Source organism: Streptomyces europaeiscabiei (assembly GCF_036346855.1).
GTDB classification, from domain to species: domain Bacteria; phylum Actinomycetota; class Actinomycetes; order Streptomycetales; family Streptomycetaceae; genus Streptomyces; species Streptomyces europaeiscabiei.
Window position 1 is genome coordinate 7,181,290 of record NZ_CP107841.1, and the last position, 15,510, is coordinate 7,196,799.

General features: G+C 71.6%; 12 protein-coding genes. 5 read left to right on the top strand and 7 right to left on the bottom strand.

Annotated features, from left to right (window positions below; translation table 11 throughout):
* Window positions 1-519: 519 nt before the first annotated feature.
* The 3 genes from OG858_RS31615 to mce all read right to left on the bottom strand — a co-directional run bounded on the left by OG858_RS31615 (window position 520) and on the right by mce (window position 6,263).
* On the bottom strand, window positions 520-1,458 hold the full coding sequence (locus OG858_RS31615; protein WP_037695441.1) for a coiled-coil domain-containing protein: 939 nt from the start codon (window positions 1,456-1,458) through the stop codon (window positions 520-522).
* Window positions 1,459-1,694: 236 nt separating this feature from the next.
* Window positions 1,695-5,546 (bottom strand): polarized growth protein Scy, encoded by a 3,852-nt coding sequence (gene scy / locus OG858_RS31620; RefSeq protein WP_319068880.1) that lies wholly within the window; start codon window positions 5,544-5,546, stop codon window positions 1,695-1,697.
* Between the two features lie 276 nt (window positions 5,547-5,822).
* Complete coding sequence (mce, locus tag OG858_RS31625; protein ID WP_013000629.1) at window positions 5,823-6,263, bottom strand: methylmalonyl-CoA epimerase; 441 nt, start codon at window positions 6,261-6,263, stop codon at window positions 5,823-5,825.
* 152 nt (window positions 6,264-6,415) lie between these two features.
* Between mce and OG858_RS31630 the strand changes: the two genes are divergently transcribed.
* The 3 genes from OG858_RS31630 (at window position 6,416) to OG858_RS31640 (ending at window position 10,277) form a co-directional block, all read left to right on the top strand.
* On the top strand, window positions 6,416-7,618 hold the full coding sequence (locus OG858_RS31630; protein ID WP_086750364.1) for an acetyl-CoA C-acetyltransferase: 1,203 nt from the start codon (window positions 6,416-6,418) through the stop codon (window positions 7,616-7,618).
* Window positions 7,619-7,657: 39 nt separating this feature from the next.
* Window positions 7,658-8,614: a methylmalonyl Co-A mutase-associated GTPase MeaB gene (gene meaB / locus OG858_RS31635; protein WP_086750365.1), complete on the top strand. Its 957-nt coding sequence runs from the start codon at window positions 7,658-7,660 to the stop codon at window positions 8,612-8,614.
* Between the two features lie 406 nt (window positions 8,615-9,020).
* On the top strand, window positions 9,021-10,277 hold the full coding sequence (locus tag OG858_RS31640; RefSeq protein WP_328544218.1) for an MFS transporter: 1,257 nt from the start codon (window positions 9,021-9,023) through the stop codon (window positions 10,275-10,277).
* A 111-nt stretch (window positions 10,278-10,388) separates the two neighbouring features.
* Here the strand turns inward: OG858_RS31640 and OG858_RS31645 are convergent, their stop codons facing one another.
* A complete protein-coding gene (locus tag OG858_RS31645; protein WP_328544217.1) occupies window positions 10,389-11,090 on the bottom strand; it encodes a PepSY domain-containing protein in 702 nt (233 codons plus the stop codon).
* A 172-nt stretch (window positions 11,091-11,262) separates the two neighbouring features.
* On the opposite strand from OG858_RS31645, the gene OG858_RS31650 reads away from it, so the two are divergent.
* Window positions 11,263-11,931 carry a response regulator transcription factor gene (locus tag OG858_RS31650; RefSeq protein ID WP_037695455.1) on the top strand — a complete coding sequence of 223 codons (669 nt, stop codon included), beginning with the start codon at window positions 11,263-11,265 and terminating at the stop codon, window positions 11,929-11,931.
* Window positions 11,928-13,349, top strand: a complete 1,422-nt coding sequence (locus tag OG858_RS31655) for a sensor histidine kinase (protein WP_319068883.1) — start codon at window positions 11,928-11,930, stop codon at window positions 13,347-13,349. Before OG858_RS31650 ends, OG858_RS31655 begins: the two co-directional genes overlap by 4 nt.
* Window positions 13,350-13,445: 96 nt before the next feature.
* Here the strand turns inward: OG858_RS31655 and OG858_RS31660 are convergent, their stop codons facing one another.
* From OG858_RS31660 to OG858_RS31670, 3 genes are all read right to left on the bottom strand, one after another.
* On the bottom strand, window positions 13,446-13,922 hold the full coding sequence (locus OG858_RS31660; RefSeq protein ID WP_319068884.1) for a MarR family winged helix-turn-helix transcriptional regulator: 477 nt from the start codon (window positions 13,920-13,922) through the stop codon (window positions 13,446-13,448).
* Between the two features lie 136 nt (window positions 13,923-14,058).
* Window positions 14,059-14,856 (bottom strand): AIM24 family protein, encoded by a 798-nt coding sequence (locus OG858_RS31665; RefSeq protein WP_319068923.1) that lies wholly within the window; start codon window positions 14,854-14,856, stop codon window positions 14,059-14,061.
* Window positions 14,857-14,858: 2 nt separating this feature from the next.
* Entirely contained in the window at window positions 14,859-15,509 is a 651-nt protein-coding gene (locus OG858_RS31670; protein ID WP_033529327.1) for an AIM24 family protein, read from the bottom strand.
* Window position 15,510: the final 1 nt, after the last annotated feature.

The window sequence follows — 15,510 nt, forward strand, 5'->3', positions numbered from 1 at the left end:
CCCCTTCAGGGGCGCGGGGAACCGCGCGACCGGCCACGTACCGGTGGCAGCCGCGAAGCCGGGTAAGCCCCCGAGCCATCGAGAACCCGGCGCCGGAGCCGGGCGGGGGCAGGTCGCGCAACTCGGCGCCACGGGGTGCTGCCGTGCCTGCCCGTGCCGCGTCGGCGGCACGACTGCCGCAGTCGGGTATGGAGGAAACGGTGAGCGCCCGTAGGCCGGGTCCAGGGGGGAGCAGATCGGTCGGTTCGGCGGGTGCGGGTGAGCGGGGGCAGGTCGCGCGGTTTCCCTCACCCTGAAGAGCCGGGGCTGCGCCCCTGCTCTTCAGGGGCCCGCGGGGCCGTCGTCATCAGGGGCGCGGGGAACCGCGCGAGCAACCGCACACGACCCGCACCCGCCAACCGAGCCGCGCCATGGCGAGTTACGCGGCCGCGTAAGGGGGAATGGCCAAGGCCCGCGCCCCCCGGAGGGGAGACGCGGGCCTTGGTGGCCTCTTCCGGCTGTCGCCGTCACGCAAAGGTGTTACCGGGACTGCTGCGCCGGCACTCCGCGCGAGATCGGCTCGTCGTCCGTGACCGGCGTGCCCGCCGCGGCGACGGCCGCACCCGTGAGGGTCGCCAGCATCTCGCGCACGTTCGTCAGCTGCGCGTTGATCGAGTCGCGGCGGTTCGTCAGAGCCGCCAGCTCGCGCTCGGATTCCGAACGGATCCGGTCCGCCTTGGCGTTCGCGTCCGCGACGATGTCCTCGGCCTGACGCTGAGCGGTCTCCACCGTCTGGCGGGCACGGCGCTCGGCGTCGGTGCGCAGCTTCTCGGCCTCCAGGCGGAGCTGCTCCGCGCGGTGCTCGATCTCCGCGAGACGCTTCTCGGCCTTCTGCTGACGCGACGCCAGGTCCCGCTCGGACTGCTCGCGGCGCTTGGCGAGGTTCGTCTCGAAGTCGGCGGCGGCCTGCGCGGCCTTGGCGCGGGTCTCCTCGAAGAGGGCGTCCGCCTCCTCGCGCTTGGACTGCGCGTCCTTCTGCGCCTCCTGGCGCAGCTGCGAGGCGTCGCTCTTGGCCTTTTCGACGATCCGGACGCCCTCGTCCTCCGCCTTGGCCTTGCGGTCCGCAGCGAACGACTCGGCGTCGTTGCGTACCTGCTGGGCCGCCGACTCGGCGAGCTCGCGGTGCTGCTCGGAAGCGCGACGGGCCTCCTCGCGCAGGTCCTTCGCCTCCTCCTCGGCGAGGCGGAGGATCTTCTCGACGCGTGCGCCGAGACCCGCGTACGACGGCTCCGCGTCGGTGACCTGGGCCTGGGCGTTCTGCGTCTCGAGGTGAAGCTCCTCGATGCGCTTTTCCAGAGCGGTGATGCGGGCGAGAGCGGAGTCACGGTCGGAGACGAGCTTGGAGATACGTTCGTCCACCTGAGCGCGGTCGTATCCACGCCGCACAAGCTCGAAGCCGTAGGGGGAAGTGTCGCTCATGGGGTTCCTGTCGAATGAGACCGGTGAGGTGATAGGTGGAATCCTAGGGGGCGAAGCGGCGTGTCATCGAGCAGATGCACGTTTGATCTGGAGAATGACGCCCCTTTTGAGTGCCGACCATCGGAATGCTTGCCAGAGATTTTGCATGAAAGCCTTGGGAAGCACGGAACGAACACAAATTGGTGTCACTAGCGACTCGGGCGGAGCGGGAACATACCCGCAACGCCTCTGCATCGCTAGCCGTCTGACGACTTGCCACCCGAACGAGTCGCACCCGCCGTGGCACCCGTCTTGACTCCACCGTCCTTGCCGCCCGACGGGGCCTCAAAAGACTCCAACGCCACCAGGACGTCCTGGACACGGGAAATCTCGGCATTGATGTCCTCGCGGCGCCGGACCAGCACCTCCAGCTCGCGCTTGCCCTCCTCGACCGTGCGGCGGGCCTCACGGATCGCCTCGGCCTTGAGCTCCTCGGCCTCACGGACGAGCGTGGACTTCTTCTGCTCGGCCTCCTTCAGGAGACCCTCCGCCTTCTTCACCGCGGCGATACGGACCTTGCCCGCCTCGGAGTTGGCCTCGGAAACGATCTCCCTGGCCTTCGACGTCGCCTTCTCCAACTGTTCCTCGGCGGCTTTGATGAGCGCGTCACAACGGTCGCCGGTCGATTTCATCGTCTCGGCGGCCTCACGGCGGGCCCGCGTGTGCAGGGCCTCGATCTCGGCCGTGATGCGGTCCCGCAGCTCCTCGGCCCGCTCCCTTATGGCAGTCGCGTCCCGGCGCGCGCCGACCAGCAGCTCGTCGGCGTCCGTACGGGCCTTCTCCACCGTGGAGTTCCCCTCGACGGTCGCCTCGGAGACCAGCCGGTCGGCCTCCTTGCGGGCCGCGCCGACCATGGAGTCGGCCTGTCCCTCGGCGTCCGCGGTGGTCTTCAGTGCCTGCGACTGCGCCTCGGTGAGCAGCTTGTCGGCCTCGGCCGCCGTCTCCGTGATGAGCGTGTCGACCTGCTCGGCCGCCTCGGAGCGCCGCTTGTTGGCGTCCTTGCGGGCCTCGTCGAGGGTGTTGTCGGCCTCTTCGCGCGCATGTGCCATGAGCCGGTCGGCCTCGGTCTCCGCCTCGGACCGCGCGCGCTCGGCGTCGGCCCGCACCCGCTCGGCGTGCTGCTGCGCGGAGCCCACCGTCTCGGCGGCCTCGGCCCGCAGCCGCTCGGCCTCGTCGGTGGCCTCGCCGATCAGCCGGTCGGCCTTGGCGACGGACTCGGCCCGTACGCGCTCGGCCTCCTCGTTGGTCTCCCGCGTCAGCCGCTCCGCCTCGGCCGTCACCTCGGTGATGAGGGTGTCGGCCTGGGTGGCCGCGTCCGAACGGATGCGGTTGGCGTCGTCGCGGGCCTCGGCCCGGGTGCGCGAGGCGTCCTGGTCGGCCCGCGCGATGGCGTCCGAGGCCTCCGTACGGACCCGCTGGGCGTGCTCGGAGGCGTCCGAACGCACCCGCTCCGCGTCGGCGATGGCCTCCGCGACCGTGCGCTCGGCCAGCGCCTTGGCGGCGTCCGTCTCGTCCCGTGCCTCACGGCGGACCCGGTTGGCGTCCTCGGTGGCCCGCTCCCGCTCCGCGTAGGCGTCGGCGCGGACCCGGTCCGACTCCTCCTCCGCCTCCCGGCGCATCCGGTCCGCCACGTGCTCGGCCGTGTTGCGCAGCCCGGCGATCTCCTCCTGGGCCTGCTCGTGCAGCCCGGCGACGGACTCCCGCACCTGCTGGGCGTGGAGCTCGGCCGCCGACACCATCTCGCCGGCGCGCCGCTCGGACTCCTCGACCAGCCGTACGGCCTCGGCCTGGGCGTCCTCCACGCGCTTGCGCGCCGAGGCCAGCAGCTCCTCGCTCTGCTCGCGGGCCCGCCGGCGCTCCTGGTCGGCCTCCTGACGGGCGGCGCCGGTGAGTTCCTCCGCCTCGCGGCGGCGCCGGGCGGCCTCCTCCTGCGCGGCGGCCAGCGCCTGAGAGGCCTCCGTGGCGAGCCGCTCGGCCGCGGCCTGCGCCTCCGCCCGTACCCGGTCCGCGGTGTCCTGAGCCTCGGACTTCAGCCGCTCCGCCTCGGCCGCGGCCTCCGACCGCAGGCGTACGGCGATGGCCTCGCCCTCGGCACGGGACGCGGAGGCGTCGCCCGCGGCCTCGTCACGCAGCCGCTCGGCCTCGGCCTCGGCCTGCGCCTGGAGCGTACGGATGCGCTCGGCGGCCTCGGAGCGCAGCCGGTCGCTCTCCTCGCCGGCCTCGCGGCGGATCCGCTCGGCATCGGCGCGGGCGTCGGCGAGCGCCTCCTCGGCGGAGGCCAGGCGGGCCTCGGCCTCGGTGTGCAGCCGGGTCAGCTCCTCGGCGGCCTCGGCCTTGCGGGCCTCGACGCCGCGTTCGGTCTCCTCGCGCAGGTCGCGGGCTACGCGCTCGGCCTCGGCCTTCAGCTCCTCGGTCTGCTCGGCGGCCTCGGCGCGGTAGCGCTCGGCTTCCTTGCGGGTGCGCTCCAGGGTCTCCTCGGCCTGGCGGCGCAGCGTCGAAGCACGTTCGATGGCCTCGGTGCGGACCTTCTCGCTGTCCGCGGTGGCCGTCTGCCGCAGCTCGTCGGCGTCCGTGCGTGCCTTGGCGAGCAGTTCCTCGGCGGTCTTGGCCGCCTCCTCGATCTGCTGGACGGCCTCGCGCCGGGCCTCGGACCGGATCCGCTCGCCCTCGGCGACCGCGTCGGAGCGCAGCTGCTCGGCCTCGCCGCGCAGTCGGCGCGCCTCCTCCTGCAGCTCGACCGTCTTGGCGCGGTACTCCTCGGTGTCGTCCTTCGCCGTGCCCTTGAGCTGTTCGGCGAGGTCGTGCGCCTCGGCGCGCAGCCGGTCCGCCTCGGCCTCGGCCTCGGCGCGGACGCGCTCGGCCTCCTCGACGGCGGCCTTGGTGGTGTTCCTGGCTTCCTCGGACGCCTTGTTCAGCACGTCCTCGGCGGTCTTGGCCGTCTTGGCGAGCTGGGAGGCGGACTCCTCCGCGGTGAGCGAGCGGGCCTTCTCGGAGGCCTCGGCGACGATCTTCTCGGCCTCGGCCTTGGCGTCCGCGACGACTTCCTCGGCGGCGGCCTTGGTGGCCTCGGCCTCCTTCGTGGCCTCCGTGACCAGCCGGGCGACCTGCTCCTTGGCCGTACGTGTGCGCTGCTCGTTGGTCGACTCGGCGCCGGCGACGGCCTTGGCCGCGCTCTCCTTCGCCTCCGTGACCAGCTTCTCGGCCTCGGCGCGCGCCTCGCGCAGGGCCGCCTCGGCCTCCGTCATGCGCTGCTCGGCGGTCCGGCTCAGCTCGGATGCCTGGCGGCGGGCGGAGTCCGACTCGGTGGCGGTGGAGGTGCGCAGCTGCTCGGCGTGCTCGGTGGCCTCCTGGGCCTGCGTGGACGCCGCGTTCAGCAGCCGCTCGGCCTCGGCGCGGGCCCGGCGCAGGATCTGGTCGGCCTCGCCGCGGGCGGCCTCCGAGTCGCTCTGGAGCCGCTGACGGGCCTCGGTGGCGAGCCGCTCGGCCTCGGCGCGCGCGGCGGCCAGCGCCTGCTCGGCCTCCGCACGCGACTCGTCGACGAGCCGGCGGGCCTGGGCCTCGCTGCGGGCGCGGAGCTGCTCGGCCCACGCCACGTTCTCGTTGACGTGCGACTCGACCGTCTGGCGGCGCTCCGACAGCTCCTGGTCGAGCTGCTGGCGACGGGTGACCGCCTCCTGGTGCAGCTCCGCCTGGAGCCGTGCGGCCTGCTCGGCGTGCTCCTGGAGGATCCGCTGGGTCTGCGCCCGGGCCTGGCTCAGCTCACGCTCGGCGTCCGTGCGCAGCTGGTCGGCCTGCATCTGGGCCTGGCGGAGCATCTGCTCGGCCTGGTACCCGAGGTCGCCCCCGCTGTCGTAGGCGGGCCGGGACATGAGGGTGCGGCGCGCCTCGTGCAGCTTGGCGCGCAGCACCTCGACCTGGTAGCCGAGGTCCTCGGCGTGCTGGATCGCCTTTTCCCGCTCGGTCTTCAGCCGCTCCATCTCGGCCTCGAACCGAGAGAGGTGGTCGACGTCAGCCGCCGGCTCTCGCTCCTGGCGTTCGTAGCCCCGCACTGCGCGGTCCCATCCGTCCCCTGGTCGCAACCTCTGGCAAACGAGCTCCGTCCAACCGCCGAACGGTGCCCCCGGGGAATGGTGTCAGATCAACGGCGGAGCACGGGCTGCCGCCCTCACCCTCGTCCCCCGAAACCTGGACCCCGGCCCTCGGACAACCACTGATGGATCTCCGCGGTGCCCTTGAATCCCGCTCGTCGGAAGGCGGCAGGACCCGGGCCGTCCCCCTCGAAGGCGACGGCCGACCCCAACCCTACCGGCCCATATGTACGGGGGTCAGTGCTCAGGTGACTCAACTGGCGCCGAAGTGACCAGTTCTGTCAGTACGCCATGGCAATCCTTGGGGTGAAGAAACGTGATCCGTGACCCCATGGAGCCGACTCGGGGCTCCTCGTACAGGACGCGTACGCCCTTGTCCTTGATCGCGGCCGCCTCGCCGTCGACGTCCGCCGTGCCGAAGGCGATGTGGTGGACCCCCTCGCCGTTCTTGGCCAGCCACTTCGCGACGGTGGAGTCCTCGCGGGTGGGCTCCAGGAGCTGCAGGTAGGAGGCGCCGCCGTCGTCCGTGCTGTTGATCCTGAGCATGGCCTCGCGCACGCCCTGCTCCTCGTTGACCTCGGAGTGGTACACCTCGAAGCCGTACGTGGCCCGGTAGAACTCGACGGTCCTGTCGAGGTCGAAGCAGGCGATCCCGATGTGGTCGATTCGCGTCAGCATGGTGTCAGTGCAGCGCCCCGGCGACGGTTACGCAACGTGCGCGCGATCACACCGGCGGGCCGGTGACGGCACGGAGTGCCACTCAGTACATTCGAAGTAAACCCTCGTTCACTCACTTCTCGGCTGTGCAAGCTGGAAGGGGATCGCACCTCATGACTGGAACGAACGGCAGGACCTCGGTGATCGTCGCGGGCGCCCGGACGCCCATGGGACGATTGCTCGGTTCGCTGAAGTCCTTCTCCGGAGCCGACCTCGGCGGCTTCGCGATCAAGGCCGCCCTGGACCGTGCGGGGATCGGTGGCGACCAGGTGCAGTACGTGATCATGGGCCAGGTGCTCCAGGCCGGGGCGGGGCAGATCCCGGCGCGCCAGGCCGCCGTCAAGGCGGGCATCCCCATGGACGTGCCCGCGCTCACGATCAACAAGGTCTGTCTCTCGGGCCTCGACGCCATCGCCCTGGCCGACCAGCTGATCCGCGCCGGCGAGTTCGACGTGGTCGTGGCGGGCGGTCAGGAGTCCATGACGAACGCCCCCCACCTGCTCCCGAAGTCCCGTGAGGGCCACAAGTACGGGGCGATCCAGATGCTCGACGCGATGGCGTACGACGGGCTCACGGACGCCTTCGAGAACATCGCCATGGGCGAGTCCACCGAGAAGCACAACACGCGTCTCGGTATCCTGCGCCCCGAGCAGGACGAGATCGCCGCCCAGTCCCACCAGCGGGCCGCCGCCGCCCAGAAGAACGGCCTCTTCGAGGCCGAGATCACGCCGGTGGAGATCCCGCAGCGCAAGGGTGAACCGGTTGTTTTCAGCCAGGACGAGGGCATTCGCGGTGAGACCACCGCCGAGTCGCTGGGCAAGCTGCGCCCGGCCTTCGCCAAGGACGGCACGATCACCGCCGGCTCCGCCTCGCAGATCTCCGACGGCGCCGCCGCCGTGGTCGTCATGAGCAAGGCCAAGGCGGAGGAGCTGGGCCTCACGTGGCTCGCCGAGATCGGCGCGCACGGGAACGTGGCCGGGCCGGACAACTCCTTGCAGTCGCAGCCGTCGAACGCGATCCTGCACGCCCTGAAGAAGGACGGCCTGGACGTGGCCGATCTCGACCTGATCGAGATCAACGAGGCCTTCGCCGCGGTCGCCGTGCAGTCAATGAAGGACCTCGGCGTGTCCCCGGAAAAGGTGAACGTCAACGGTGGTGCGATCGCTCTCGGACACCCCATCGGCATGTCCGGCGCCCGTCTCGTCCTCCACCTCGCCCTGGAGCTGAAGCGGCGCGGCGGCGGGGTCGGCGCGGCCGCGCTGTGCGGTGGCGGCGGGCAGGGTGACGCGCTGATCGTGCGGGTACCCAAGGCCTGAGTTCTCCTTGTGGGGCCTTTTTTCGTGAACGGAGCTGTGATGCAGGACGTCTCCACCCTGGTGGCCCAGGCCCGGGAAGGCCGGCCGCGGGCCGTGGCCCGGCTGATCTCCCTGGTGGAGGGGGCGTCCCCGCAGCTCCGTGAGGTCATGGCGGCGCTCGCCCCGCTGACCGGCGGCGCGTATGTCGTCGGCCTCACCGGCTCGCCCGGCGTGGGCAAGTCCACGTCCACGTCGGCGCTGGTGACGGCGTACCGGCGGGCCGGGAAGAGGGTGGGCGTGCTCGCCGTCGACCCGTCGTCGCCGTTCTCGGGAGGCGCCCTCCTAGGCGACCGGGTCCGGATGTCGGAGCACTCCTCCGACCCCGGCGTGTACATCCGTTCGATGGCGACGCGCGGTCATCTGGGCGGTCTGGCGTGGTCGGCCCCGCAGGCGATCCGGGTGCTGGACGCGGCCGGGTGCGAGGTGATCCTGGTCGAGACGGTCGGTGTCGGGCAGTCCGAGGTGGAGATCGCCTCGCAGGCGGACACGTCGGTGGTGCTGCTGGCGCCCGGCATGGGGGACGGCATCCAGGCGGCCAAGGCCGGAATCCTGGAGATCGGTGACGTCTATGTCGTCAACAAGGCGGACCGGGACGGCGCCGACGCGACCGCGCGCGAGCTGAACCACATGTTGGGGCTGGGGGAGTCCCGCAGGCCCGGGGACTGGCGGCCGCCCATCGTCAAGACGGTCGCCTCACGGGCGGAGGGCATCGACGAGGTCGTGGAGGCGCTGGAGAAGCACCGGGCGTGGATGGAGGAGCGGGGGGTCCTCGTGGAGCGCCGGCGGGTCCGCGCGGCGCGTGAGGTGGAGACCATCGCGGTCACGGCCCTGCGGGAGCGGATCGGGGACCTGCACGGCGATCGGCGACTGTCGGCTCTCGCCGAGCGGATCGTGGCGGGGGAGCTGGATCCCTATCGGGCGGCGGACGAGCTGGTGGCGGGGTTGACGGCGGGCTGAGCCCAGGGCCGGGCCCGGTCCTTTTCTCGCCCCCGCCGCCCCTGCCCGTCCCATCCCCAGGGGCTGTGCCCCTTCGACCCTCGTCCGCGGCCCCGGTGGGGCTTCTCGCGCAGTTCCCCGCGCCCCTGAAAAGCAGGGGCTGCGCCCCGTGCTTTTCAACGCACGGCCCGTGGTCTTTCAGGCCCGCTGGGGCCTGGGCCTTTAGGAACGCGGGGAACTGCGCGACCAGCCCCCACCGGCGCCGCACCCGCCTACGAGCCTCCACTCCCGAGCTCCCGCGCGGGCTGTTAGCTTGGCGGCATGTTCCTTCACTTTGCGTAGAGCGCGGACGGTCCCGCAGTTGCCGAACGGTCGGCATGCGGGACATCGGTGTCCCCTTTTCGCCTCCGAGTGAGGAACCTTTCGCATGTCCGCGACCTCCCCGCGGCCCTCGTACGCCGCGGTGCTCCGCATCCCGTACGCCCGCCGCACCTTCGCCGCCGTACTCGTCGGCCGGCTCTCCTACGGCATGGTGCCCGTCGCCGTGCTGCTCGCCGTGACCCGTACGACGGGGTCGTACGCCGTCGCCGGCACGGTCATGGCCCTGTTCGGGGCCACCAGCGTCTTCCTCTCACCCGTGAGGGCCGGGCTCGTCGACCGGTACGGCCCGCGCCGGGTTCTGCTGCCGATGGCCTCTCTGTACGCCGGGCTGCTCGGCGCGCTGGCGGTGGCGAGCTGGCGGCCGGGGGCGTCGGGGCCGGTGCTGGGGGCGGTCGCGGCGGCGGCGGGGGCCTGTACACCGCCGCTCGGGCCGACGATGCGGACGGTGTGGAGTGAACTCGCCGCGGACCAGGGGCTGTTGCGGCGTGCGTACAGCCTCGACGGGGTCGCGGAGGAACTGTTGTTCGTGTCGGGGCCCTTGGTGGTGGGCGGGGTGGTGCAGTTCGCCGCTCCGGCCGCAGCCTTGGTCGTGGGGGCGCTGCTGGTGGTGGCGGGGACCTACGGGTTCGTGACCTCTCCGGCGGTGACGCGGATGCCGGGGCGTGGGCCCGCGCCGAAGGAGGGGGCCCGGGGACGGAGGCCTCGGGTGGTGGCCGGGATCGTGCCTCCTGTCGTCGCGGCCGGCGGGGTCGGGCTGTCGCTCGGCGCGCTCGACCTGCTCGTGCTGGCCTTCGCCGAGCAGCAGGGTCACGGGGACGACGTCGTGGCCTGGATCTTCGCCGCGCTGTCGGCCGGGAGCGCGGTGGGCGGCCTGTTGTACGGTGCGGTCGAGTGGTGCTCCGGCGCCCGCGTACGGCTGGCGCTGCTGACGGGGGGCCTCGGCCTCACCCTCGCCGGTGCCGGGCTCGCCCCGAACCTCGCCGTCCTCACCGGCGCCATCGTCTGCGCCGGCCTCTTCGTCGCCCCGGCCCTGACCACCGCGTACCTCGTCGCCGATGCCTCCGCTCCGCCCGTCGCCCGCACGCGGTCCGGCGCCTGGGTCAACACGGCCGTCAACGCCGGTATCTCGGCGGGAGCGGCCACCTCGGGCCTCCTGGTCGCCCACTTCTCCCCGGCCCTCGGCTTCGCCCTCGCGGGTGGCGCGGCGCTGCTCGCGGCGAGCGCCGTGGGAGCGGGGAGGCTGCGGGGTCGCGCGCCGGAGCCTCCCCGGAGCGCGGTGGAGCGGGCCGGCGCACAGCGGTGAGCGGGTCCCGGACGACGTGTCCAGGACCCTGAAAAGGCGGTAGGGGCACCCGGTGCCGGGTGCCCCTACCTGTGGGGGGAGAGGAAAGCTTTGTGTCTGGCGGGGAGGAGGTCAGTCGTTGGAGCGGTCGGCGGTGAGCTTGCCGGAGTCGAGGGCGACCCTCCAGTCGCTGCCGGTGCCGTCGGCGGCGGTGGTGTCGACCTCCCAGGCCTGGTCAGTGCTCTCCTCGTCGATGTCGACGGAGGTCACCGTGCCCTTGGCGGCGGCGGCCTGGGCGGCCTCGGCGGCGGTCACGGAGCTGCCCTTCAGGGCGGTCCGGATCTGCTCGGTCTCGGCGGCGTCGTCACCGTCGTCGTCCCGGTCGGCGTGCGAGCCGAGGACCTTGCCGGTGCCGGGGTCGACCTGGACGCTGAACCACTTGCCGCCGCCCGTCAGCACGTCGACGTCCCACACCAGGTTCGTGCCCTCGTCGTCGAGGTCGGCGGAGACCGCCGTACCGGCCTTGTGCTTCAGTGCCGTCCTGATCGCGTCGGCGGCCGTGACCTGGCCGGCCTTCGCCTCGGCGGCGTTCTCGGCCTTGTCCTCGGCGTCCTGGTCCGTGTCGCGGGCGGCCTGGTCCTCGGCCTTGTCCTGGGCCGTGTCGTCGCTGTCGGCGGTGTCGTCGACGTCGTCGCGGTCGTTGTCGTCGTTGGCCACCGACACGGTCTTCCTCGCCGGCGCCTCGTCGTCACCTGCTACCGCGATGGCGGTCGCGGTGCCGCCGCCGATCAGGGCGACGGCCGTGATGGTGGCGATGACGATGTTGCGCTTCATGGGATTCCTCCGGAATGCGACTGGCTGCAACCAGTAACGGATGGTGTCGCCGGTTGCAGGCGGCTTGTCGGCCTCGTCTGCTTTCGACGAGGACCAATCTGGCCGACCGACGCTGAAGCGGACCTGAAGCCCCCTGAAGACCGCTTCAGGTTCGGTTTGCCAAGCTGAACGCATGCGCCTGTTGATCGTGGAAGATGAGAAGCGGCTCGCGGTGTCGCTGGCCAAGGGACTGACGGCCGAGGGCTACGCCGTGGACGTCGTCCACGACGGCGTCGAGGGCCTGCACCGGGCGAGCGAGGGGTCGTACGACCTCGTGATCCTCGACATCATGCTGCCCGGCATGAACGGCTACCGGGTCTGCGGCGCCCTGCGCGCCGCCGGCCACGACGTGCCGATCCTGATGCTCACCGCCAAGGACGGCGAGTACGACGAGGCCGAGGGCCTCGACACGGGCGCCGACGACTATCTGACCAAGCCGTTCTCGTACGTCGTCCTCGTCGCCCGGGTGAAGGCGCTGCTGCGGCGGCGCGGTCCGTCGGGCGGTGCCTCGCCCGTGCACGAGGTCGGCGACCTGAAGCTCGACACCGCCGCCCGGCGCGTGTTCCTCGCCGAGGACGAGATCACCCTCACCACCAAGGAGTTCTCCGTCCTGGAACAGCTCGTGCTGAGAGCCGGTGAGGTCGTGTCCAAGGCCGACATCCTGGAGCACGTCTGGGACTTCGCCTACGACGGCGACCCGAACATCGTCGAGGTCTACATCAGCACCCTGCGCCGCAAGCTCGGCCCCACGCTCATCAAGACCGTCCGCGGAGCCGGATACAGACTGGAGGTCCGCCCGTGAAGCGCCGTCTCGGCTCGGTGAGGGCCCGCGCCACCCTCGCCGCGACCGTCGTCGTCGCCGTCGCCCTGGTCGCCGCGGGCGCCGCCGTCCTGCTCTCGCTGCGGTTCAGCCTCATCGACAAGGCGGACGCGGAGGCCGACTCCGTGGCCCGCAACGCCGCCTCGGCGCTGGCGAACGGGTTCGCCTACGACGAGCTGAGGCTGCCGGACGGCGACGAGAACCCCGTCGAGGTCCTGGACCGCAGCGAGAAGCCCGTCGCGGTCGGCGAGGACGTCGAGGGCATGAACGTGACCGCCGTCTCCTCGGACCGCCTGAACTCCGAGACCAACGACGACGCCGACGACCGGGCGGAGGGGGACCGGGACGCGGAGGACGCGGGCACTCTCGATGCCCGCGAGGTCGCCGACGAGACGTGGTACGGCGAGGGCACCGCGACCGTCGAGGGGGTGACGGCGGACTACCGGTTCGCCGCGGTCGACGTGGTCACTCCCGCCGGCGTGTCGCTCACCGTCTACGCGGGCGCCCCGCTCTCCACCGAGGAGGACGCCGTCGGCACCGCGCTGACGACGATGCTCATCGGGCTGCCGCTGCTGCTGCTGACGGTCAGCGGGGTGACGTACGTCGTCACCGGGCGGGCGCTGCGCCCCGTCGAGGGCATCCGTTCCGAGATGGCCGCCATCACCGCCTCCGAGGACCTCTCCCGGCGCGTCCCCGAGCCGGACGCGCACGACGAGATCGCCCGGCTGGCGCGTACGACGAACGAGACGCTGGCCGCGTTGGAGGCCTCGGTGGAGCGGCAGCGCGCGTTCGTCGCGGACGCCTCGCACGAGCTGCGCAGCCCGATCGCGTCGCTGCGCACCCAGCTCGAAGTGGGCGCTGCCCACCCGGAGCTGCTGGATCTTCAGGGGGCGGTCGCGGACACCGTACGACTGCAGAGCCTGGCCGCCGACCTGCTGCTGCTCGCGCGCCTGGACGCGGGGGAGCGGCCGCCGCCGGACGCGCGGTTCGACCTGGCGAAGGTCGTACGGGACGAGGTGGCGTCCCGGGAGGGCGTGACCCTGGACGGCGTCGAGTCCGTGGAGCTGCGCGGCTCGCGCAACCAGATCTGCCGTGTCCTCGGCAACCTCCTGGACAACGCCCGCCGCCACGCCCACGACCGGGTCGCCGTCACCCTGCGCACCACCCAGGACCGGGCGGTCCTCCAGGTGGCCGACGACGGCTCGGGCGTCCCCCGGGCCGACCGCGAACGCATCTTCGAACGCTTCGTCCGGCTGGATGAATCCCGGGCGAGGGACGACGGCGGCGCGGGCCTGGGCCTCGCCATCGCCAGGGACATCGCCGTCCGCCACGGAGGCACCCTGACGGTCGAGGACGCCCCCGGCGGGGGTGCGCTCTTCGAACTCCGGCTGCCCATGTGAGGGGCGCGGGGAACTGCGCGACCAGCCACGGTCAACCCGCGGCCGTAAGAGGCCCTGCAGTCCCCCGGCGCTCGAAGGGTCGGCCCGAGCGGAGCGCTACGGCTTGCCGCGATGGCTCCGCAGGTGTCCCGCGATCGGCACCAGCGACTTGTGCAGCTCCTCCAGCGCCTCTTCCGGCAGCAGATCGATGAAGTGCCGCCGTACGGAGGCGACATGATGCGGCGCCACCCGCTGCATGGTCTCCATGCCGTGCTCCGTCAGCACGGCGAACAGCCCGCGCCGGTCGGACTCGCAGTTCTCCCGGCGCACCAGGTCCGCGTTCTCCATACGCGTGACCTGGTGCGAGAGGCGGCTCTTGGACTGGAGGGTGGCGGCGGCGAGGTCGCTCATCCGCATCCGTCGGCCCTCCGACTCGGAGAGGTTCACCAGGATCTCGTAGTCGTTCATTGTCAGGCCGAACGGCTGCAGGTCCCTTTCCAGCTGGTGCGTCAGCAGCCTGTTGACGTCCAGATGGGTGCGCCAGGCGCACTGCTCCGCATCGGTCAGCCAGCGCGTGGCCGTTTCGGTCTCCATGAATGAAGTCTACCTAAAAGGTTGAAAGGCGAACTAGTGAGGGTTCGGTGCTACCGGTCGTACGGACAGGTCGGGTCCTACGGGTTGGGGCATGACAACGTGCACACGTTCGATGTCACACTCCGCAGACTACCGCTCACAGCCCGAAGCGACGCTGGAGGTCACCCAGCTGTCCGGGAAGGCGCGGTGCCCCCGCCGGCTGTCCGTGCTGACCGGGGACCCCACCGCCGCCGGGCACGCCCGGCTCGTGCGGAACCATGCCCGTGGCCTGCTCGGCCATGAGGGCCTCGGACGACTGGAGCAGGACCGTGCCCGCGCCGACGAACTCGAACTGGTGCTCCTCGCCGGAGGCGCCACCGACCCCCGTCATCGCACGTAGGCCGCCCATGAGGCCCGCCATGTAACCGTGGTCGTAGTGGTGGCACGGCGAAGGGCAGTCGGCCCATCCGACCAGGGCCTGCGGGTCGACCCGGATAGGGGGTTCCATGAACACCACCGGGCCGTTGGAGGCCGCCACGAACTTGCCCGTCCCGATCAGGGTCAGGAAGCCCGGAACGATCGACTGCTTGAGTGCCAGACTTGGCTGAAAAGCGAGGAGGTTGCCCGAGCGAATGGTCAGGTTGCCGTCCTCGAGGTCGTACGAATTGACGTCGAAGGCCCGGTCGGCGAGGAGCATCTTGCCCGAGCCCTCCGCCACGACCCAGTCGCTCGCGTGCAGAGGCGAATGGAAGGACGTACGGACGAGACCGCCGAAACGGCCGTGTCCGATGCCGTTGAAGTCCATCTGGCCGTAGTAGGCGATCATCTTGCCCTTCTGCAGGAACCACTGGCTCCCCTTGAGCTCCACGCAGAAGGTGTAGTTGTTGACGTTGTCGTCGGACGGCAGCGTCATCGGGTCGAAGACGGTCGGGCCGGCGACCGGGGCCCCGTACATGCTCACAGCTTCTCCTCCGAGGCCTGGACGTACACCGCACCACTGCCGCTCAGCTCCAACTGGAACGCCTCGCCGGAGCCCCGGCCCACCATGTCGCGCCAGCCGAGCGCGGTGGAAAGCTTGTTGCGTACGTCGCCGTGGTGCGCCACGTACGCCTGCGGGTCCACGTGGACCGGGCGCTGGGGGGTGATCGGGACCTCGATGACCCCGCCGTGCGCCATGACCGCGACGGCCCCGTGCCCCTTGAGGGTGGTGGTGAACAGGCCCTGGCCCGTCACCTGGCCCCGGACCATGCCCATGACGCCGCCCTGCGAGCCCATGAACATCGTGCCCTGCTGGAGGGTGCCGTCGAAGGCGAGCAGGCGGTCGGCCTCGACGTAGAGGGTCTCGCCGGTCAGGTTGATCACCTGGATGTGGTGGCCGCCGTGCCCGAACAGCACGGTGCCGCTGCCCTCGACGGTCATCAGCGGGGTCGCCTCGCCCGCCACCCGCCGGCCGATCATCGACGCGATACCGCCCTGACCGCCCTGCATGTTGGGGGTGAAGGACACCTCGCCCTTGTAGGCGAGCATCGCGCCGCGCTGGCTGAACAGCCGCTGGCCCGGCATCACAGTCGCCTCGATCATCTTCGAGTTGATCTCACGGAAGGCCATG